Genomic DNA, 21,763 nt, shown 5'->3' with positions numbered 1-21,763 from the left:
AGATGAGTCACTACAGCGGCTTCCTTGAGCGCCTTGCAGGCACCGCGCCTCAGTCGACGGGGCGCACGCCACTCGCCTGTGTCGCCGCGTCGGTGGCCACCCAACTGGGCAACATGCTCAGCACCCGAGCGGGCAGTGTGCAGACGCTGCCCGACTATGGCCTGCCGGACCTCAATGACATGCGTCTGAGCCTGCACGAATCCCTCAGCCAGGCACGCTTTCTGATCGAGCGGTTTATCGCGGCCTACGAACCGCGCTTGAGCAACGTACGGGTCGTTGCGTTGCCACGGGATCGCGACCCGCTAGCCCTGGCCTTTGATATCCAGGGCGCGTTGACCATCGACGGCGTCGTGCAAACCGTGGTGTTTTGCGCAAGCCTGACGGGCAACGGACGTGTCGAGGTCGCCCCAGGTGTCCTTTAACCGCTATTACCAGAGCGAACTCAATGCCTTGCGGCAGTTGGGGCGACGCTTCTGCGAACGCAATCCGGCGCTTGCCCCGTTCCTCGGGGACAGTGGCCGGGATCCGGATGTCGAGCGGTTGCTTGAGGGCTTTGCGTTCCTGACGGGCCGCTTGCGACAGAAGCTCGACGACCAGTTGCCCGAGCTCAGCCATTCGCTGATGCACCTGTTGTGGCCCAACTACATGCGCCCATTACCCGCGTTCAGCATGTTGCAGTTCGCACCGCTGCTGCGTGCCGGGCCGGCAGTCACGGTCGAGCGGGACACGCCGGTGGAAAGTGTGGCGATTGACGGTGAGCGTTGCCGTTTTCGCACCTGTTATGCAACGGATGTGCTTCCCCTGCAAATCAGCGCGCTGGATTACTCGGCCCAGGGGGAGGGTGCCTTGTTGAGCCTGCGCCTGGAGATGACCGCCGAAGGACATATGGGCGAACTGTTGCTTGAGCACCTGCGCTTGCATTTTGCCGGGGAACGCTACGTCAGCCAGATGCTGTACGTGAGTCTGCTGCGCCACCTGCACGGTATCGAACTGCTGCTACTCGATGGCCAGGGCGAACCGCTGCTGGCCCATGACGGGCAGGTGCGGTCACTGCAACTGCCGGCCTGCGAGGTTCAGCCAGCAGGTTTTTCAGAAGCAGAGGCATTGCTGCCTTATCCGCCAAATGCGTTCACTGGGTATCGGCATCTGCAGGAGTATTTTGCGTTTCCAGACAAGTATCTGTTTGTCGACGTCGGTGGTCTGGATGTTCTGCAAACCTTGCCGGTTGACGTGCTCAAACAGGTGCGGGGCGTTGAGTTGCGCTTCAAGCTTGGCCAGCGCAATCCCGAGCAGGTGCAGCCCACACTGGACAACGTGAAGCTGTTTTGCACGCCGGTGGTCAACCTGTTCAAGCACGATGGAGTGCCGATCCGACTGGATGGCCGGCAGGACGAGTATCTGCTGCTGGGGGCTGACTATGCGCCAGGTCATTGCGCGGTGTTCTCCGTCGACCAGGTCACGGGATGGCGTCCGGGTGGCCTGGGCTACCAGACGTATGTGCCATTCGAGTCGTTCGAGCACGATGAGCAGACCGCGTGCTACAGCATCCGCCAGCGGCCCTCCGTGCAACACAGCGGGCTGGATACCTACCTGAGCTTTGGCAGTCGCCAGTCCGGTGATCAGGAAACCCTGTCTGTCGAGATGACCTGCACCAACCATGATTTGCCGCGCAAATTGCGTATCGGTGACATCAATCAAGCGTGCGAGCAAACACCCGAATTCCTGTCCTTCAGCAATATCACGGCAGCCACCCCTGGCATTGCGCCCCCGCTGGACAGCGACTTTCTCTGGAAGCTGATCAGCAACATGTCGCTCAACTACCTGTCCCTGAGCGATATCAATGCGCTGAAAGTGGTGCTCGAGACCTATGACCTGCCGCGCTACCACGATCGCCAGGCGGAAAAAGTCAGCATCCGCAGGCTGGGCGGGTTGCGCTCGATCAGCCAGCGGCCGATTGACAGATTACACGGCGGTTTGCCGATTCGAGGTGTGGCAATCGACCTGACCGTCGACCTCCAGCACTTCCTCGGAGAGGGCGACCTGTTTGTGTTTGCCTCGGTCCTCAACGAGTTTTTTGCCCTGTATGCGAGCCTCAACTCGTATCACGAACTGCGTGTTACCAGCACACAAGGAGAGGTGTACCTATGGCCATCCCGGATGGGCCTGCAGGCTCTGCTTTAACCGAACTGTCGCGGACCATTCGCGAGTACTCGCTGTTCCAGGCGATCTCGCAGGTGATCGAGCGTTTGCGTGACGCCCATCCGTCCCTAGGCGATGAGGCGCTGTATGAACGCCTGGAGTTCCAGGCCAACCCGGGGTTGGGGTTTCCCGGCAACGATATTGACCGGGTGACGTTCTTTGTCGAGGGCGGGCAACTGCGCGCACGTTTGCGCCTCAACGTATTGGGACTGGTGGGGGCGAATTCGCCACTGCCGGCGTTTTATGGTGAACACGCATTGACCGAACGGGCGGGCGGTAATCCTGTCGGCGACTTTCTCGACTTGTTTCACCACCGCCTGCATCGGTTGATGCTGCCTTTGTGGCGCAAGTACCGCTACCGGGCGTGCTTTCGGGCGGGAGCCAGCGACCCGTTTTCCGAGCAGATGTTCGCCCTGATAGGCCTGGGCGGCCGTGCCGTTCGGGGCGCGACGCAACTGGACTGGAAGCGCCTGCTGCCCTACCTGGGCTTGCTGGGTATGCGCGCCCATTCGGCGGCGCTTATCGAAACGGTGCTGCGTTACTACTTCAAGCACCCGCAGTTGCTGATCGAACAGTGCGTCAAGCGCAAGGTGGTGATTGCCCGCAGGCAACGCAACCAATTGGGTCAGGCCAGCAGCCTTCTGGGCCAGAACCTGGTCCTGGGGCGGCAGGTCGTCGACCGTGCCGGCAAGTTCAGGGTGCATATCCAGAACCTCGACTGGCAGCGGTTTCATGATTTTCTGCCCACCGGCGCAAGCCACTCTCCGTTCGGCGCGCTGGTGCGTTTCGCCGTGCGCGATCCGCTGGACTATGACCTGCGTCTGGTGCTGCGTACTGAGGAGGTGCGGGCGCTGCATATAGGCCAGCGCAATGTGTGCCGGCTGGGATGGACCAGTTGGATGGGGCAGGCGCGCGCGGATGGCGTGCTCACCCTGGCCAATAAACTCGGTAGAAACGGATGACGATGATGAATGTGGACTTGCAACAACTGATTCGCGTGTTGACGACACACACTCGCCGAGACCTGGAGCGTGCCGCCGAACGCTGTGTGACCCGGGGCGGGACGCAAGTCCTGGTGGAGGACATGTTGCTGGCGCTACTGGAGCACCCGCAAGGATTGCTGGTGCGCGCGCTGCAAGATGCCGGTGTCGAACAGGGCGAGTTGCAAGCCACCCTGCAGCCCAGGGTGGGCCAGGGCACTTCACGCAATCCGGTGTTTGCGCCGTTGCTGGTGCAATGGTTGCAGCAAGCGCTGGTGGTTGCCCAACTGGAATTGGCGCAATCCCAGGTCGGTGACGCAGCCTTGATCCTCGCCTTGCTGCGTAACCCACAGTCTCACGCAGGCAGTCGTTATCAGGTGCTGCTGGCGCGCCTCGATGCGCAGCGCCTGCTTGAATTCGCCCTGAGCGCCGAGATTGAGGGTTCCCGTGGGACAGCCGGCGCCAACAATGAGTCGTTGTTGCAGCGCTTCACCCATGATCTGACTCAGCAAGCCTTAGAGGGGCGGGTTGACCCGGTATTGTGCCGCGACGCAGAAATCCGCCAACTGACCGATATCCTGGCGCGTCGGCGCAAGAACAATCCGATCATTGTCGGTGAGGCCGGTGTCGGCAAGACTGCGCTGGTCGAGGGGCTGGCCCGGCAGATCGCCTGTGGGCAAGTGCCGCCAGTGCTCAAGGATACGCGCCTGCTGGTCCTCGACATGGGGCTGCTGCAGGCCGGTGCCAGCATCAAGGGCGAGTTCGAGCGGCGGCTCAAGGGCGTTATCGACGAAGTGAATGCCTCACCGGTGCCGGTGATCCTGTTTATTGACGAGGCACACACCTTGATCGGTGCCGGCAGCGCGCCCGGCAGCGGCGATGCGGCGAACCTGCTCAAGCCGGCGCTGGCCCGTGGCGAGCTGCGTACCATCGCCGCCACCACCTGGTCGGAGTACAAGAAATACTTCGAAAAGGATCCGGCATTGGTCCGGCGCTTTCAGCCGGTGCATGTCCAGGAGCCCAGTGTCGATGACGCAGTGACCATCCTGCGGGGTCTCACTGCGGTGTATGAAGCCAGCCATGGCGTGTACGTGCGCGATGACGCCGTGGTTGCCGCCGCGCAGTTGTCTGCCCGTTACCTGGCGGGGCGACAGTTGCCCGACAAGGCCGTGGATCTGCTCGATACGGCCTGCGCCCGTGTGCGCATCAGCCTGGTGACAGCCCCGCCGGCGTTGCAGGCCGTGGCGGCGCAGCTGGCTGAAAGCACCGGCCAGCACCAGGCGCTTTGCCGCGATAGGGACGCTGGGTTACCTATAGATCCGGGCGCGCTGCAGGTTCTGGCTGCACGCCTGCAAACCATCGGTTGCGAACACGAGCACCTCAAGCAGTGCTGGACGCGCCAGCGCGAGATGGCCGAAGCGATACTGGCCCTGCGCATACAGGTGAGCCAGGCTCGTCAGTCGGGGCAGGCAATCGAGGTGCTTGAGCAGCAATTGTGCGAGGCCCACGGCAGTCTGCTGGCCGAGCAATCTCACCAGCGCCTGGTCAGCTTCGAAGTGTGCCCACGGCTGGTGGCGGAAGTAGTCAGCGCGTGGACGGGAATTCCGCTGAGCCAGGTGGCCTGCGAGCACAGCACCCAGGTCCGCGATTTCGCCACCGATCTGCGGGCGCGCATTCTTGGCCAGGCGCACGCCGTACAGGCGCTGGATCGCTCAATGCGTGCGGTTGCGGCAGGCCTGAACCGCCCCGATGCGCCCGTGGGCGTGTTTCTGCTGGTCGGCCCCAGTGGCGTCGGCAAGACAGAAACGGCACTGGCCCTGGCCGAGCTGTTGTATGGCGGTGAGCGGTTCCTGACCACTATCAACATGTCCGAGTACCAGGAGCCACACTCACTGTCGCGCCTGATAGGTGCTCCGCCCGGGTATGTCGGCTATGGCGAAGGTGGCGTCCTCACCGAGGCGGTCAGGCAAAAGCCCTATTCGGTGCTGCTGCTCGATGAAGTCGAGAAGGCGCACTCCGGTGTGATGAACCTGTTCTACCAGGTCTTCGACAAAGGGCGGGCCAATGACGGTGAGGGACGTGAGATCGACTTTCGCAACACCCTGATCCTGATGACCTCCAACCTTGGCAGCGAATGCACCATCGACCTGTGCCGGGCCACACCGCATCCCACCCCACAAGCGTTGCAGGAAGCACTTGCGCCGCTGCTCAAGCAGCATTTCAAGCCGGCGCTGCTGGCCCGTATGCGCGTAGTGCCGTACTACCCGATCAACGGAGCGGTGCTGCGGGAATTGGTAGAAAGCAAATTACAGCGCCTGGCTCAGCGTTTGTTGCAGCGCCAGTTAGCGTTCAGCTATTGCCCGCGGCTGGTCGATTACCTGGCAGAGCGCTGTACCCACACCGACAGCGGGGCGCGGTATGTCGATCAATGGATCGACGCCAATCTATTGCCCCTGGTTGTCGATCGCCTGCTTGAGGCAATGGCCAGGGACGAGCATCTGCAGCGTGCCCACGGGACGCTGGATGGCGACGGTCACGTAATCTGTGAGTTTGCGTGATGAGGGAGAACCCGTTGTCACAGGCGCTTGAACCTGCCGAACAGCTGGTGCAGTGGCTCTTGCACATGGGCATCGACAGCGATCGGGCAAGTATGCCTGGCCAACTTGCCCATGCCGCCGTGCAGTTGAGCCAGTGCTCGCTCAGCCAGGTGTACCTGGCAGATGAGGGCGACCGTGGTCTGGTGCTGGCTGCCGAATACCGGCGAGATGCAGGGCCTGGGGATATCGGCGCACGTGCAGCAGTTGATCAGCAGCACCAGCAATTGCTGCAGTTCGCCCTGGAGCACAAGCGCACCTTGAGCATCCGCGGCCTGCAAGACAGCATTTATGACACGACTTTTATTCCGTCAGGCCCGGCGCCCTGGCAATCGTTGCTGTGCGTCCCCGTCACCCATCGCCACCTTGCTGTGAAGGGCGTGTTGTTATGCGTAACCGAACGCAGCATCGACCTGCAGGGGTACGCCACGACACTGGGGCAGTTGGCGGTGTTTGCGCTGCGCCAGCGGTCGCTGTTACCGGAGCCTTGCCCGCCGCCGGCCCATTCGGCGCGCGATAACGTTCTGCGTCCCAACGGCTTCGGCCTGATCGGCAACAGTACGGCGATGGATGAGACCTGCCGCCTGATCGGCAAGGTGCTGGACAGTACCTATACCGTGCTTTTGCGCGGCGAGACCGGCACGGGCAAGGAGGTGGTCGCGCGGGCGATCCATGCCATGGGCCCGCGCCGGTCCAAGGCCTTTGTCGTGCAGAACTGCGCGGCATTCCCGGAAGGGTTGCTGGAGAGCGAACTGTTTGGCTATCGCAAAGGCGCGTTTACAGGCGCCGACCGGGACCGACCGGGGCTGTTCGATACCGCCAACGGCGGCACGTTGCTGCTCGATGAAATCGGCGACATGCCGATGTCACTGCAAGCCAAGTTGTTACGGGTATTGCAGGAGGGCGAAGTACGCCCGCTGGGCGCCCGCGTCGCCCATAAAGTGAATGTACGGATCATTGCCGCCACCCACCGCGACCTTCCTGCAATGGTGGCCCAGGGCAGCTTTCGCGAGGACCTCTACTACCGACTGGCGCAGTTTCCAATCGAGCTGCCGGCCCTACGCCATCGCGAAGGCGATGCACGGCAATTGGCTCGCCATTTTGCGGGCCAGGCCTGCGCGACCCAGGGGCGAGCACCGGTGTCCTGGTCGGACCAGGCCCTGGATCAACTGTCCAGCCACAGCTTCCCCGGCAACGTGCGCGAACTCAAGTGCCTGGTGGAACGCGCGGTGTTGTTGTGCGACGACGGGGTGATCCTGCCGCAACATTTGTCGTTGCCAGTGGCGTACTCCGCACAGGCCAGCGACGCAACGCTGCGCCAACGCCTGGAGCGCGTCGAACGTGGCTTGCTGATTGATTGCCTGCACAAGAATCGCGGCAATCGCACCCGCACCGCCCGCGAGCTGGGAGTCGCCAGGCGCACCCTGTTGTACCGCCTGGCGCGGCTGAATATCCCTTTCGGTGAAGCATCAAGGGGGAGCGCTGAATGACACCAGCCCTGACTGACAGGCGCCGGCTGTTGCGCTCGGACGGATTTATTTCAATGGGAGAGGCGTGATGATTGTTTCTCGGTGGCAGGTATTAGTCCTTGTTCTGCTGATGTTGGTGCTGAGTGGTTGTACGGCAAATTACGTGTTTGACGACGATGAATATCGGCCGCTGGGAGATCCGCGGCCCGACCAGTACGCGCAATAAGCCCGGAGGCCCCGTATGCAGTTGATATTTGAGATCTGTGGCAGTTGGCAAGGCATGCCCGGCTCGACCCGCAACAAAGTGTTTGACGGCGCCGGCGGGGTGATTGGCCGTGGTGCCGATTGTGATTGGGTCATTCCCGATCCCAGCCGTCAGTTGTCCAATCATCATGCCTTGATCAGCTTTCGTGACGATCAGTACTTTCTGACGGACATCAGCAGCAATGGCATTTGCCTGGGGGACAGCGCCGTGCGCTTGCGCAAGGGCCAGGCCCGGCCTATTGGTCAAGGCATGGTGTTTCGGATGGGCCCGTTTGATATTCGCACGCAGTTGGTGGCGGTGGCTGGCGCCGTGAGTCACAGCGACAACCTGATTCCGGATGACGCGTTCCTGCAGCTGGATCCGCTGTATGCCATGCCCGGCCAGGCCCATCAGTCAGAGGAAACGCGCTGGACGGACACCAGCACGGTCGAGCGCCAGCATGTGACTGTGCCGACCCTGGTAGAGCCTGTCCCGCAGATTGCACCAGCGGCAGAAAGCCCCCCGGCAGGTAACGACCACGCGCTGTTCTGGGGGGCGTTTTCCAAGGCGCTGGGCGTGTGCCTGGACCCGCTCGACGAACCAGGGCGGCAAGCGCTGGCAATCAAGGTCGCGGGCTTGCTCAGGCAGGCCGTCGAAGGGTTGCAGCAGAACCTGCACACCCACGAAGAGTTGAAAAGTGAGTTGAGCGCTTCGCTAGGGCGTCCGAGCGACCAGCCTCCCTTGATGGGCGGTGCCGATTCCCTGGAGGCCATGTTGGGCGGTGAGCGGCAGGGGCTGCCAGCCGAACTGGCGGTTATCCAGGCTTACCGCGATTTGCAGGTGCATCAGGTCGCGGTGCTCGCGGGTTGTCGTGCCGCCGTGCGCGGCGCACTGGCGGCGTTTGCCCCGGGCCAGTTGCTGGTGCGTTTCGAACAGCAGGGCAACACGCCGCGGCTCCCCACCAGCGGCGCCTATTGGCGCGCCTACCTGCGCCACTATCAGCGCCTGGTCGAGGACGAAGGCTGGAGTGAGCGCTTACTGAGCGAGGACTTTGCCAACGCCTACCGGGAGCAGGTGCGCCTGGTTTCCACCCTTCACAGTACTTGTTCTGGATGATCCCCATGTCACGCTTCACCTTTGTTCTGTTACTCGCTGTGATGGGCCTGTTGCCCGGCTGCAGCAACCTGTCCCCCTATTCGAAGCTGACCAAGCTGGACCTGACGCTGAATGCCAGCGATCAGGTCAACCCGGATCTGAATGGTCGGCCGTCGCCTATCGTGGTGCGTTTGCTGGAGCTCAGCAATCCGGTGGCCTTCGAGAACGCGGATTTTTTCAGCCTGTATGGACGTGCCGAAAGCACCTTGCCCAAGGACCTGATAAGCAGCGAAGAATGGGAGTTGCGCCCTGGTGAGCAGGTCCCGCTGAAGCTCAGTGCAACGTCGGGCGGCCGCTACATCGGGGTGTTGGCGGCCTACCGGGATTTGCCCCAGGCACGGTGGCGCTATGTCGTGCCGTTGGCCGTTGGCTCGCGGACCCGTGTAGAGCTGTTGTTCGATGAAGCGGGCGTGCGCGCAGCCGATTGGCAGCCGACCCAGGCAGGTGACTCACATGCTGCTCGATAAAGTCACCTGGCAGGAGGGCATGTTGTTGCGCCCTCAGCATCTGCAGCACAACGACCGTTACTACCACCAGCAACTGGCCCGCCGCAGCCAGTTGTCACAGGGCTATGCCTGGGGCTTCCTGACCCTGGAAATCGACCCGCAGTACCTCGAGATGGGCAAGGTGGTGGTCAGCCAGGCCAGTGGCGTGCTGCCTGATGGGACGCTGTTCGATATGCGTGACCTGAGCGCGCCGCTGGTGCTGGAAATTCCTCCAAACAGCGGCAGTCAGGCGGTGTACCTGGCGTTGCCGATGGTTGCCGGCAATGCCGTCGAGGTTCGCCGCCCGGCGCAAGCTAATGTAGTGGCGCGCTACACCGCGTACGAAGTGGAAGTGGGAGACGCCAATGCCGGCGAAGACACACGCTGCGCCATAACCTGCGCCCGCCCGGATTTTCGCCTGCTGCTTGGCGACGACCATGACGTCCAGACCTACGTCAGGCTCAAAGTCGCACAGGTCCTGGACTGTAACGGCCAGGGCGTTGTAGCCCTCGACAGCCTGTTCTCGCCGACGTTCATGCACCTTCATGGGTCGCCCTTTTTACTGTCCTGCCTCAAGGAGGTGGTCAGCCTGTTGGCGTTCCGCGGGGACGCGATTGCCGAGCGTTTGCAGGACGCTGGCCAGGCGGCCGGGGCCGAGATGGGGGACTTCCTGATGTTGCAGTTGATCAACCGTACGGAGTTGATCCTGCGCCACTATCTGGACCAGACCCGCTTGGGCCCCGACGTGTTGTACCAGGCTCTACTGGCGTTGCTGGGGGAGCTTTCGACGTTTTCCAGCGCTACCAAACGCGCCGGTTTTGATGGGCGCTACCAACATAGCGAGCAGGGACCGAGCTTCCGTGAACTGATGACGGCAATTCGTGCGGTGTTGTCGATGGTACTCGAGCAGCACGCCATTGAGCTGGTGCTGCAGCCCCGTCAATACGGGGTGTTGGTGTGTCCGGTCAACGACTTGAACCTGCTGGGCGCTGCGACCTTCATTGTGGTCGCCAGTGCCCGCAGTGATTCGGAGGTGTTGCGCCAGCGGTTGCCGGCGCACCTGAAAATCGGGCCGGTGGAGCGGATCCGCGAGCTGGTCAACCTGCACCTGGCTGGCATTAGCGTCAAGCCGTTGCCTGTGGCGCCCCGGCAGATTCCTTTCCATGCCGAAAAAACCTATTTCATGCTCGAGCTCAGCCCCCGCGACCTGGAGCAGTTGGCACATTCAGGTGGATTCGCCTTCCATGTCAGCGGCGAGTTTGCCGATCTTGAATTGAAATTCTGGGCTATCAGGAACTGAACCGATGACGATGGAAAGGACATACCCGCAGGATGACAAGACGGTCCTGCTGGATCGTCATGGATTTGGCCCGGCGCAGGGCGCCATCACGGATTTCGAGGCACCACCGCGCTTTGAACAGCTTGAGGACCGGATGATGTACGCCGCCCATTTGCAGGGCGCAGAACACTTCAGGCTGGGGCTCAACCCGCTGGTGACAGCGGCCTGGGACCTGTTGTCGGAGGTGGTCCGGCTCAAGGGCGGCACGGCCCGTGAAGGCCTGCACGCGCTCAATGATCGGTTGTCATCGGGCATTACGCTGTTTGAAACCCGCGCCCGCCACGACGCAATCCTCGACAGCCAGATCACGGCGGCGCGTTACGTGCTGTGTAGCGTAATAGACGAAGCGGTGGTGACCACGGCCTGGGGCAGTCAGAGCGACTGGTCGCAGATGAGCCTGTTGAGCCGCTTTCATAACGAAACCTTTGGCGGTGAAAAATTCTTCGAGCTGCTTGAGCGATTGTCCAGGGATCCGATCAAGCATCTGGCGCTGCTGGAGTTGATGTACGTCTGCCTGGCGCTGGGCTTTGAAGGCAAATATCGGGTGATGGAGCGTGGCCTGCTGCAATTGGACGGCATTCGCGACGCTTTATACCGGCAGATCATCCATGTGCGCGGCCACGCGCCTCTGGCCAGTGAGCCCCGGCCACCGTCCAGCCGCAAACCCCGGCAGGCGATGCGCATTGTTTCTGCAACCTGGGTCTGGGTCTTCGTCGTAATGGGCCTGGCCCTCATGTATTCAGGGTTCGCCTGGGTGCTTGGAGAACAGCGCGAGAGCGTGCTCAAAGCCTATCTGCCGACCACCACCGACATCATCCGGACACCGCAGTAGCGCAGGGAGCGATCCATGAAAAATCTATTCAAAATGCTGGCCTCTGCCTTGGGTCTGACCTGGGTCTGGAGCTTGCTGCTGGTACTGTTGCTGGCGTGGACCGTGTGGCGGTTCGGGCCGCTCCTGGCGGTCGATGACAAGCGTTTCTGGCTCGGTGCGACATCTCGCTTATTGACCATCAGCGGCTTGTTCCTGGCCTGGGGGTTGGCAATGGTCTTTGCCCAGCGGCGCACCCCCGCACAATCCCCCGCACAGGCTTGCGGCCCGGACCAGGCGCTGCCTAAGTCCCGCAAGGGTCTTGTGGAGCACGAACAGCACAACGTGCGTGGCCGCTTCAAGGAAGCGCTGCACACCCTCAAGGCAGCGCGGCGTTATGGCAAACGCAGCGAACGTTGGCGCAACGAATTACCCTGGCACCTGGTGATGGGCGCCAGCGCCAGTGGCAAGACCTGCCTGTTGCAGGCGGGTGGCATGCAGCTGCCATTGGACCGGACTGATTGCGGCGCCCCCCACACTGCCGGCGCAATACCCCATTGCGAGTGGTATTTTGCCGATGAGGGGGTCCTGATCGACACCCCGGCGCGCTACCTGGCCCATGCCGACAGTGAGGTCGATGGTGGCGGCTGGGCGACTTTGTTGACGCTGTTGAAAGCCCGGCGCCGTGCGCGCCCGCTCAGCGGCGTGCTACTGACACTGTCGGTGGATACCCTACTCAATGGCAGCGAGCAGGACCTGAGCGTTGCCGCGCGCCAGTTCAACAGCCGTCTTCACGATCTGCAGCAGACCTTGCATGTGGAGTTACCGGTCTATCTGGTGCTGACTCAGGCGGACCATTTGCCCGGTTTTGTCGAGTTCTTCGAGCGAACGGAGGGGCAGGGCAGCGACGGTCTGTTGGGCGAGCCCATCGTACCCGGCACGGCGGGAACCGATAACGCCCAGGTGCGCCAGGCATTTGAAGCCGTGCTGCAGCGTTTGAGCGGGGAACTGATACAGCGCCTGCATCTGGAGCGCAGCGGCGAGCGCCGCGGGCGTATGGTGGATTTTCCTCGGCAGGTGGCGCAGATCGGCGAGCGCCTGTGTCTGTTTACCGAACTGGCGTTTTCTGCCCATCGTTACCAGCGCGTCAACGCATTGCGCGGTTTCTACTTGACCAGCGCCGGTGAGCGTCCACGGTTTATCCAGGGCCTCTTCAGCCGGGTGGTGTTCGGCGAGGTCGACCTGGCCGGCCTGGACCACCGGGAGCGCGCGCAGATCCGCCGGCGCCAGCGAGGCCTGGCCCTGGCTGCCTTGCTGGTGCTCGGCGGCGCAGGTTCGCTGTGGATGTACAGCTATTCGCAGAATCATCAACGCCTGGAACAACTGCGGGAGTTGGCGCGGTCTCCGGCTCCTCGGCAGGCGGCAGAAGACCCGAGCGTGGCGATAGTTCCACTATTGGACCGTCGATGGGCGGCCACGCAGGTTTTTCCGGCACCGCAAGGTGCGGGATGGTTGCAGTTTTCAGGTTTGTACCAAGGTGACAGGAGCCGCCCGGTGCTGGACACCGCCTACCGCCAGGCATTGCTCCAGCACCTGATGGCACGGGTCAGCGAGATGCTGGAGGAGCAGGTGCGCAGCAACTTGCACGACCGTCAGCAGTTGCTTCTCAGCCTGCGGGCCTATCTGATGCTCAATCTGCCTGAGCGGCGGGACACACAATGGTTGATGGATCGCGTCGCCGAGCTATGGTCGCTGCGCTACCCTGGCGACACTGCCCTGCAGAAGCGTTTGAATGCACATTTTGCACAATTGCTTGCGCAACCCTTTGTGGCACCCCTCAACGAAACCCTGGTGGCCCAGGCTCGCCAGGTCTTGAAAGCGCAACCTTTGGCTGGCGTGATCTACCGTCTGCTGCGTGAACAGGGCAGCGAGCTTGAACCCTATCGTTTCGCGCAACACCTGGACCCCCAGGAGCAAGTGTTCGCCGGCATTGACCAACCCATTCCTGGCTTCTTCACCCAGCAGGGCTACCGTCAGTTCTTTGCCGTGCAGGGCACTCGGATGGTCGCGGCCATCGTGCGTGATAACTGGGTACTGGGGGAGGGTACAGAACTGAGTGCCATGGGCCTGCGCCAACTGATGGTCGAGCTGGAGCAACAGTATTTCAGCGACTATGCCCAGGCCTGGGGGGCGGCGCTGGCCCAGGTGCGCTTGCAGGAAAACGATAGCCCCCGCGAAATTGCCGAGCAGCTGGCGGGCCTGACATCAGCCCGTTCACCGTTGTTGCAGTTGCTGCAGCAGGTCCGGGAAAACACCCGTTTTTCAAGCCCTGTCGAACGCCTGGAGGTGCTTCAGTCGGGTTCGCCGGTGGCCCAGGCGGCCGTGGACAGTGTCGCGCAACGGCTGCCCGACACCCCGCAGCGCGCAGTGCAGCGGCGCTTTGAATCACTGCATCAGTTGCTCGATGAGCAGGACAACCCTGGGCCAGAATTGTCCCAGGTGCTGCAAACCCTCAACCAGGTGCATCTGCAGTTGGCCGCCCTTGGGCGGGAGAACCGGCCTGAACGAGCCGCCTTTGAGCTGGTCAAGCGGCGCATGCAGGGACAACAGGACGCCCTGGGCAACCTGCGCAATGCTACGGCGCGCCTGCCGGCTCCCCTCAACGGCTGGCTCGCGGGTGTCACTGATGACACCTGGCGCCTGGTGCTTGACGAGGCCTACCGCCACCTGAACCGGCGCTATCAGAGTGAGGTGTATGGGTTCTATGCTTCGGCGATCAAGCAACGCTACCCGTTCAGCGCCCATGCCAGCAGCGACGTGGCCCTGAATGATTTTCGCGAGTTCTTCAAGCCCCAAGGGGTGATGGCGCGGTTTCTTGACGACGACCTGCGGCCTTTTGTGATGGGGGACGGCGACCGCTATCGGTTGCGCAGCCTGGATGGCCGCAGCCTGCCGATGTCGCGGGCGTTGCTGGACCAACTGGCAAAGGCGCGCACCATACGCCAGGCGTTCTTCGCCGATGACCCGAGTGAACCGGGGGTGCGCTTTACCCTGGCGCCATACAGCCTGGACCCCACGGTCAGTCGAGCGATTCTGCGGTTCGGCGACCAACAGATGGAATACCGCCACGGGCCGATTGTCCCGATGCTGTTCCAGTGGCCCACCGATACCGAGGACGGGCGCAGCAGCCTGGTGCTGGAAGGTATGGCGCAACGGCCAATGGGCATCGAGAAAAACAGCGGACCATGGTCGCTGTTCCGCCTTTTTGACTTGCTGCAAGGCGAACCCTCGAATGGCCGCGATGCGCGCCTGCTCAAGGCGGACATCGGCGGCCTGCGAGCCCATTATCTGTTGACCAGCCAGCGCACGCCGAACCCGTTCGAGATGGCGACGTGGCGGACCTTCCGCATACCGGAGCAACTATGAGCCCATGGCAAGACACCTGCCGCAACGCAATGGGCGAGGCGTTGAACCCGGAACCCCCGAATTGATGCTGGATCGCGGGTTCGACGGAGCATTGCGTGGTCAGGCCAGGGGTAATCTGACGGCCCTGGTGATGCAAGCATGATGGAAAACCAGCCCCAGCCTGGCGCCTGTGCCCCGCTCATATCGAGCCCGCTGCCGATGTTACTGGGCGGCCGCTATCGCCTTGAACGGGTGCTCGGGGAAGGGGGCATGGGGATTGTCTATCGCGCCCGTGATTTGCTCCACGAGCAATTCGGTGAGCCAAGGCCCCTGGTGGCACTCAAGGTTCTCGGTGAAAGCCTTGCCCAGTCACAGGATGCGCACCTGCTGCTCTACAGGGAGTTTTCCCTGACCCGCAGCCTGGGGCACGCGCGCGTGGTACGGGTGTTTTCGTTTGATGTGGATGCGGCGAGCGAAGTGGCGTTCTTCACCATGGAGCTGATGAGTGGCGCGACCCTGGACCAGTTGTTGCTCGACTGCCCGCGCGGGGTGCCTTGGCAAGAACTGCGGCGTATTGCAACGGGGCTGCTGGACGCGCTGGGTTACATCCATCGACAAGGTGTGTTGCACGGCGATGTGAAGCCCAGCAATGTCATGTTGGACGATGACGGGGTGCGCCTGTTTGACTTTGGCCTTGCCCAGGCGCTTGCGCCGCCGCTGTCCGGGCTGCCGGCCTTGAACCCACAGCGCTTCACTGCCTGGACACCGGCCTATGCCGCCCCGGAACTGCTGGACGGCGCACCCCTGTCAGCCAGTAGCGAGGTCTATGGTGCAGCGTGTCTGGTGTATGACCTGGCGCTGGGCAGGCGTAGTACACAAGGCGCGCGACTGGCGCCTCCGCGACAACTGCCCCGGCGTTGCTGGCCGGCACTGAAAATAGCGCTCAATGGCGACCCGCAGCGGCGAACCATCACCCTCGACGAGTTGCAGGTGGCGATGCAGTGTGAACATTCGGTGGTGGGCCGCTGGTTCGCTGCCCGTTAAGGTGAACTGTCTGCCAGACCATGCAGCTGACAATACTCAGCCCACTCCAGTCCCGCCATCTGGGCCACTTCCTTGTGAACCTCCAGGCGCTTGGCCTCGAACTCCTGTGGCGACTGGCTGATCAGTTGCAGTGTCAGTTCCCAGGCAAACAGGTTGCGGGCTTCTGCCTCGGCCTCAAAGGCCTCATGCAGGCGCTCGGCCCGGTATTGCGCCATGGTTTCCCGCTTGGCCTGGGCCGCCAAGGGGTTCAGCGTGTCCAGTTCGGTGCGCAGATCGGGGTGCTGGCTCAGGAATATATCCAGGGCAAGCTGAAGGTTTTCGCCAGGTTCAGACAAGGGGGGACTCCGCAAATACAGGTTGCGCGACCTCAGGACGAGGCTTGTTCGTAACGGCTTTTGCGTCGGGCACGTTTACGCAGCCGATTGGCTGTCCACTGTTGCAGTGGATCCAACAAGAAAAAAAACAGGTAGGCGGTCAGCACCAGGGTCAAGTCGATCCAGGTTTTGCTGATAGGCCCTTCGACGGCTTCAACGGCGGCCTTGATCAAAAACAGTACAGCGACCCCACACAACCAAAGCCCTACGGTGAAAACCAGAGGTCGCGCACGATTTGTAAGCCTGCGTTGCATGTTCAATACATCTCCCTGAGAACGCTGGGTCAGTCGGCGTACCGATGCCTGCGGGTGTAAACGTGGCCTGCGGATCGAGTCATTCGATGCCGGCCTGCGGGTCGACAGACCCGTACAGCTCATGACATGAGCGGGTGGCAGTTGGTTCCGAAAACCTGCGGTACCCGCGTGGGCAGCAAGGCCCTCACGCACGGTATTGTTTCAAAAAGCGTAGGAAATTACACCCTTGTCTGCACGTCTGCTGGTATCCCAGGACGACGCATCGATGCCAAACGCGGCAAAATCCTTTCATTTTCGGGGCCCGGCCGTGTAGCGTTAAGCCCTCGTTGAAGACCGGTGTGATGGCCCGAGGGCAGGGAGATAGTCATGGCGCAGACGCTGTTCAAGCTGTTCTTCACCCAACGCCTGGCAGCCCTGGCAAGCACGGAGTCGCTGCGAGCCATCCGGGAAGGCCTGTTATGGATCTTGCCATGCTTGCTGGTCTCGGCGGGTTTTCTGCTGTTGTCCGAATGCGCCCGCATTCTCGACTTCCCATCGCCGGTCGTGGCATTCCTGGCCGGCCTGCATGCCAAGATCAGTTCCGTGATCCCGCTGCTGGTGGCCGCTTCCATCGGCTATATGCTGGCAATCCAGCACCGCTTAGCGCAGTTGCCAGTAGCGTTTTTGTGCCTGGCACACGTGGTCATTGCCTCCTTTGTCCTGCGGGACTATCCACGTGCGTCGGCAACCTTTGTCCTGTTTATTGCCATCGCCTCGCCGTTGATCAATGTCCCGGTGATTGCCTGGCTGCATCGCTACCGCTGGACCCGCTTGGTCAACGCAGACCTGGTGGGACACAACCTCAGGGGTACGATCAACATGGTGGTACCGGGAGCAATCACCGCATTGCTACTGGTGGTGACGTTGTCGTTGCTGTTGCAGGTTGCTCATGTGGCGCAGTTCCAGGGCCCGGTGATGCTCGATACGCTGCAGTCCCCTTATGGCACCGGTGTGTTTGTCACGGCGATCAATTCGCTGCTGTGGTTTTTTGGCATCCATGGCGTGTACGCGATCCAGCCGCTGTTTGATGCCCTGGACCAGGCCGTGATACTCAATGGCGCGGCATTGGCGGCGGGGGAGCCCGTCCTGTATGCGTTGAATGGCGGTCTGCTGGGGTGCTTTGCCTTTATTGGCGGGGCTGGCGGTTCCCTGTGCCTGTTGCTGGCGATTCTGCTGTTTTCCAAGAGCCAGTCCATGCGGTTGCTGGCGGTGGCCAGCCTGCCGCTGTCGCTGTTCAACGTCAGCGAAGTGCTGCTGTTTGGCTTGCCGATCATTCTCAACCCGCGCCTGTTTATCCCTTTTTTAGCCGTGCCGGTGATCAATACGGTGCTGGCATTGCTGGTGGTGCAGGCCGGCTGGGTATCGCCAGCGGTGGCCAGCGTGCCGTTCACCGCGCCGGTGCTGCTCAACGCCTACCTGAGTACCCAGGGCGATCTGGCTGCGGTGGCGCTGCAACTGGTGCTGCTGGGAGTCGGGATACTGGTCTATGCGCCCTATGTCCGCGCGATTCATCGGCAGGCGGTGGAGGGCGGTACGGTTTACCTCAAGTCTTTCGACATGACCTTTCGCGGGCTCGAAGAAAAAGGGCGTCTGCTGGAACTGGACCCAGTGCTGACCGCGCACCGGGCGCTGGCACGCCAGGCCAGTGCATTGAGCAGGATCCAGCAGATCAGCGACTACGAGTTTTACCTGGAGTACCAGCCCCAGGTGTCCTCCCTGACGGGCTTGTGCACCGGCTGTGAAGCGCTGATGCGCGCGCGGGACGGCCAGGGCAAGGTGCATTCGCCGTGGGAGTTCCTCCAGTGGCTGGCCCAGGCCCGGTTGATGCCGGACGTGGACGTCTGGGTCGCCTCCCAGGCCGTGCGTCAGTACCAGAAGTGGCAGAAAATCGGCTTTGCCCTACCGATCACCATTAATGTCTCCAGCGCCACCCTGACGAACCCCGCCTATGGCAGGCAACTGGTGGACATCCTCTCCCTGGCCCACGGCCATGTGTCGGTGGAGATCACCGAGGATGCGCTGGTGGGCGATATCCAGGCGACCCGGCAGATGATCCAGAAGCTGCAGGCCATTGGTGCCAAGGTCTATATCGACGACTTTGGCACGGGGTTTTCGGCGCTGAGTTACCTGCACCAGTTCCCGGTGGACTTCATCAAGATCGACCGCAGTTTTGTGGTGGCCCAGCAGGACCCCAAGGGCGCGCAGGTCTTGACCGGCATGCTGCGCTTTTGTGAGGCGCTGAACCTGGGGGTGGTGGTGGAAGGGGTGGAAACCGCTGAGCAGTTGGCCTTCCTCCAGTCGGGCAGGGGGCACGCCGGGGCGGAGTTGATTATCCAGGGCTGGTATTTCAGCAAAGCGTTGCCCGGCGACGCGGTGCAACGATTTGTTCGCGAGCGGGCAGTCAAGATGAATGATGAGGCCGGTGCATAGCCACGTCTTGCATTGATCCTACAAATAAGTCCTGCAAATAATTCCACTCTATATTGAGCCTTGACTTCCCGTGCGCTGGCGCTTGCGCCGAAGTTGGCCGCTGGTTCGAGTTATTCGACTTTCCTACGAGTATAAAGCTGTTGCGTAGGACTTCTCGTAAATGGAGGGTGCCCCTCTGGCGTAAGTAATTTTTTCAGGTAGATTATTTGATACGAGTTTTAAAAAGAAATTTCTAAATATAGGCTCTTGTGGAGGCGATTGACTTGTCTGCAATGTTTTTAGGCGCAATTTTCTAGTTTAAGTTTCCGTACTTGCTTGGGGCCTTGTTTGATGTCGGCACTGCTCTGTATCTATGTTCTTTATGGAAGGTGTTGGCAAAGGGCTAATCAGGTCTTGCAGTATCGACCTGTCGCCAATGCCCACCCGGCAGGGCTCCTGGAGTGGGTGTAGCAGTACCAGCGTCGTCTTGCTTGATCTGAATGTCGTGGGTTTTTTCGGAGTCGATGGGGCTCACAAACGCTTATTGCCAGGAATTTGTCTGCCTTGGGGTTAGGGACGTTACTGAGTGTATGTGGCGTTAAATAAAGATGCAGCGCGCCCTATGTAAGTGTCCGGCAAGCCAGAAACTATCGAGTGCTAATAAAGCAGAGCTGCTCGGGGTTTTGTAAGTTCAAAAAGGTTCCTGGATTGATAAGCGATTTAATGCCGTTATTTGAATTGAGATTTGGTCGGAGAGGGGGTGTCACAGCTTCAATGTGAACTCTTGCTCATGGCCATTACCCCGGCGAAATAGTTCGCCATCCATGTGAGGAAAAATAATGAAAAGTTTGAAAGCCCTCGTTCGTGTAAGTTCGTTTGCTCTGTTGTTCGGGGCGGCTTCCATGGCCAGCGCCGTGTCGATTATTCCGGAAGGTCCATTTACCACTGAGGCAGGCACGATTGTTGTAACGTCGCCATCTTCCTTCGGGGCTCCCATTACCTGCGGCGTCACTTTCGGCGGCAATGTATCCGCAGGCGTAGCCACCATCACTTCGGCAACGCTCACTGGCGGTGGCCTGTGCAATCTGCCGAAGATGAAAAACGTTCCGTCTCCGGGTTGGGTATTGACCGCGACCAGCTATAACGCGAGCACCGGCATCGGTAGCGGCACCGTCTCAAACGTGGGTTGGACCGTGGCGTTCCCTTCCTCCAACTGCGGCCCGGGTACCCTCAATGGCGAGTGGAACCAGGCGACTCGCACGTTGACCGGTAAAAACCAGCCGCTTTCCGGCAACTGCGCCGTCCAGTCCCTGACCGTCAAGGTCCCGAGCCTTAGCGTGGCGCCTTGAGCCATCGCGCTTGCTAGTGCAAAGGGCTGATCACCCGTGAAAGGCAGGTGCCTTATTCGAGGCACCTGCTGGGGTGGGTAACGATACGACGGAGTGGTGCATGAAACACAACAAACAGCAGGTCCTGGCATTCTTTGCCCTGGCAGTGTTGGGTGGGCTGACGGTTGCGGCGTGCCCGGTCCAGGCCGGCGGGTTCATGACGCCGACTGCCAACACCGCAGGCTGGGGCCGGGCGTTCGGTGGCGGTTCGCTGTTCAGGAACGACCCATCAGCGGCCTTCAACAACCCGGCGGCGATGGCCTTTATCGACCGGCCCGTTTCGCAGTTCACCCTCAACTACGCCAATGTCGACATCAAGTACAAAGGCTCGGCGTATGACTACGCGGGCAATCCCGCATCCATTACGGTCCTTGATCCTGATACCGGCCTGCCGACCTCGACGCCGCGCACCGGTGACGGTGGCCAGGGTGGGTTTGAAGCCTGGGCACCGACGGGCTTTACGGTTATCCCGATCAACGAGCGTTTTGCCTTTGGCCTGAGCCAGGTGGTGCCCATGGGGGCCCGCACGACGTGGGACGAGGACTGGAAGGGCCGGGACTTTGCGGTAGATACCAAAATCGAAACCGTGGGCCTGACCGGTTCGCTGTCGTTCAAGGTCAATGATCAGTTCTCCATCGGTGGCGGGGGGATTTTGCAGCACACCACAGGCTTTGTAAGCCAGAACGTTGACCTCTACGCCGCCGCTGCGCAGTCGCCGGACCTGGGCTACACGCCGTTTCCCGCCGGCCAGGGCCTGGCATTGATGCGGGTCAAAGTCGACAACACTTCCCTGGGCTGGTTTGCCGGTATGGCTTGGAAGCCGACCTCCCGGGATACCTTGGGCCTGAACTACCACGCCAAGATCAAGAACAAGCTGGAGGGCAAATACAATATCTACGCCGATGCACTCTCCAGAGATGTCATGACCACCCCTGTGCTGGATGGCAAGACCCTGGTCGAACTGGCCTATCCAGGCCTGCATCTGTATCCCGGTGGCGCTAATGCCTCGGCCCAACTGGACATCCCGGCCAATGCCTCCCTGGATTGGGTACACCAGTTCTCCGACCGCCTGACCCTGGGCGTGAGTGCCACCTGGACCCAATGGTCATCCTTCAAGGCCCTGACCTTGAAGTCGGAGGGCAGCACCCTGGTGTCGATTCCCTACAACTACAAGAACACCTGGATGTACGCCCTCGGCGGCGACTACAAACTCACCGATGACTTCACCCTGCGCAGCGGCGTGGCCTTTGACCAGACCCCGACCCCCAACTCCACCCGTGACCCGCGGATTCCTGATGGCGATCGGATATTTGCGTCCCTGGGGTTTGGCTACAACATCCGGGCGGTTCCGGGCTTGAGTATCGACGGTGCCTATTCACGGCAGTTTGTAGAAACCGTCAAGCTCAAGACCAAGAACGTTGATCGCCTTGGCGCGGCGTCGCTGGACGGCAAGGCCCAGCTCAAGGGCGAAGTGCTCAGCCTGGGGGCTACCTACGCCTTCTGATCCAGATCCCGTGTGGCAGCGGGCCTGCCCGCGATGGCGGCCCTTCAGTCACCGCCGCTACTGGCTGGCACAC

General features: G+C 61.4%; 17 protein-coding genes. 15 read left to right on the top strand and 2 right to left on the bottom strand.

Annotated features, from left to right (window positions below; genetic code table 11):
* The first annotated feature begins 2 nt into the window (after positions 1 to 2).
* From tssE to PSH80_RS14265, 12 genes are all read left to right on the top strand, one after another.
* A complete protein-coding gene (tssE, locus tag PSH80_RS14320; RefSeq protein ID WP_305417218.1) occupies positions 3 to 422 on the top strand; it encodes a type VI secretion system baseplate subunit TssE in 420 nt (139 codons plus the stop codon).
* A complete protein-coding gene (tssF, locus tag PSH80_RS14315) occupies positions 412 to 2,181 on the top strand; it encodes a type VI secretion system baseplate subunit TssF (RefSeq protein ID WP_186625182.1) in 1,770 nt (589 codons plus the stop codon). Before tssE ends, tssF begins: the two co-directional genes overlap by 11 nt.
* Complete coding sequence (gene tssG / locus PSH80_RS14310; RefSeq protein WP_057959347.1) at positions 2,145 to 3,161, top strand: type VI secretion system baseplate subunit TssG; 1,017 nt, start codon at positions 2,145 to 2,147, stop codon at positions 3,159 to 3,161. Before tssF ends, tssG begins: the two co-directional genes overlap by 37 nt.
* A gap of 2 nt (positions 3,162 to 3,163) precedes the next feature.
* A complete protein-coding gene (tssH, locus tag PSH80_RS14305) occupies positions 3,164 to 5,737 on the top strand; it encodes a type VI secretion system ATPase TssH (protein ID WP_305420599.1) in 2,574 nt (857 codons plus the stop codon).
* Positions 5,737 to 7,263 (top strand): sigma-54-dependent Fis family transcriptional regulator, encoded by a 1,527-nt coding sequence (locus PSH80_RS14300; protein ID WP_200656180.1) that lies wholly within the window; start codon positions 5,737 to 5,739, stop codon positions 7,261 to 7,263. The genes tssH and PSH80_RS14300 overlap by 1 nt, the downstream gene beginning before the upstream one ends.
* A gap of 67 nt (positions 7,264 to 7,330) precedes the next feature.
* A complete protein-coding gene (locus tag PSH80_RS14295; RefSeq protein WP_081044223.1) occupies positions 7,331 to 7,468 on the top strand; it encodes a type VI secretion protein TagU in 138 nt (45 codons plus the stop codon).
* Between the two features lie 15 nt (positions 7,469 to 7,483).
* A complete protein-coding gene (gene tagH / locus PSH80_RS14290; protein WP_305417212.1) occupies positions 7,484 to 8,602 on the top strand; it encodes a type VI secretion system-associated FHA domain protein TagH in 1,119 nt (372 codons plus the stop codon).
* Between the two features lie 5 nt (positions 8,603 to 8,607).
* Positions 8,608 to 9,108 (top strand): type VI secretion system lipoprotein TssJ, encoded by a 501-nt coding sequence (gene tssJ / locus PSH80_RS14285; RefSeq protein ID WP_128592973.1) that lies wholly within the window; start codon positions 8,608 to 8,610, stop codon positions 9,106 to 9,108.
* Positions 9,095 to 10,426 (top strand): type VI secretion system baseplate subunit TssK, encoded by a 1,332-nt coding sequence (tssK, locus tag PSH80_RS14280; protein WP_305417209.1) that lies wholly within the window; start codon positions 9,095 to 9,097, stop codon positions 10,424 to 10,426. The genes tssJ and tssK overlap by 14 nt, the downstream gene beginning before the upstream one ends.
* Before the next feature lie 4 nt (positions 10,427 to 10,430).
* On the top strand, positions 10,431 to 11,297 hold the full coding sequence (gene icmH, locus PSH80_RS14275; protein ID WP_057436893.1) for a type IVB secretion system protein IcmH/DotU: 867 nt from the start codon (positions 10,431 to 10,433) through the stop codon (positions 11,295 to 11,297).
* A gap of 15 nt (positions 11,298 to 11,312) precedes the next feature.
* A complete protein-coding gene (gene tssM, locus PSH80_RS14270) occupies positions 11,313 to 14,699 on the top strand; it encodes a type VI secretion system membrane subunit TssM (protein ID WP_198792246.1) in 3,387 nt (1,128 codons plus the stop codon).
* A 141-nt stretch (positions 14,700 to 14,840) separates the two neighbouring features.
* Positions 14,841 to 15,722, top strand: coding sequence for a serine/threonine-protein kinase (locus PSH80_RS14265; protein ID WP_305420597.1), 882 nt, complete (start codon positions 14,841 to 14,843; stop codon positions 15,720 to 15,722).
* On the opposite strand, the gene PSH80_RS14260 is transcribed toward PSH80_RS14265, so the two are convergent.
* Positions 15,719 to 16,057, bottom strand: a complete 339-nt coding sequence (locus PSH80_RS14260; protein WP_057959356.1) for a DUF6388 family protein — start codon at positions 16,055 to 16,057, stop codon at positions 15,719 to 15,721. The genes PSH80_RS14265 and PSH80_RS14260 overlap by 4 nt on opposite strands.
* Positions 16,058 to 16,089: 32 nt before the next feature.
* Positions 16,090 to 16,269, bottom strand: coding sequence for a hypothetical protein (locus PSH80_RS14255; protein ID WP_232544788.1), 180 nt, complete (start codon positions 16,267 to 16,269; stop codon positions 16,090 to 16,092).
* Positions 16,270 to 16,716: 447 nt separating this feature from the next.
* Between PSH80_RS14255 and PSH80_RS14250 the strand changes: the two genes are divergently transcribed.
* The 3 genes from PSH80_RS14250 to PSH80_RS14240 all read left to right on the top strand — a co-directional run bounded on the left by PSH80_RS14250 (position 16,717) and on the right by PSH80_RS14240 (position 21,690).
* Complete coding sequence (locus PSH80_RS14250; protein ID WP_120733281.1) at positions 16,717 to 18,819, top strand: EAL domain-containing protein; 2,103 nt, start codon at positions 16,717 to 16,719, stop codon at positions 18,817 to 18,819.
* A gap of 818 nt (positions 18,820 to 19,637) precedes the next feature.
* Positions 19,638 to 20,147 carry an alkane oxidation protein activator PraB gene (praB, locus tag PSH80_RS14245; RefSeq protein WP_057436883.1) on the top strand — a complete coding sequence of 170 codons (510 nt, stop codon included), beginning with the start codon at positions 19,638 to 19,640 and terminating at the stop codon, positions 20,145 to 20,147.
* Between the two features lie 100 nt (positions 20,148 to 20,247).
* Entirely contained in the window at positions 20,248 to 21,690 is a 1,443-nt protein-coding gene (locus tag PSH80_RS14240) for an outer membrane protein transport protein (RefSeq protein WP_057959358.1), read from the top strand.
* Positions 21,691 to 21,763 lie beyond the last annotated feature (73 nt).

This window comes from Pseudomonas sp. FP818 (assembly GCF_030687335.1).
GTDB classification, from domain to species: Bacteria; Pseudomonadota; Gammaproteobacteria; order Pseudomonadales; family Pseudomonadaceae; genus Aquipseudomonas; species Aquipseudomonas shahriarae.
The sequence above is the reverse complement of the archived record's forward strand: the minus strand, read 5'-3'. Positions and strand labels throughout refer to the sequence as shown.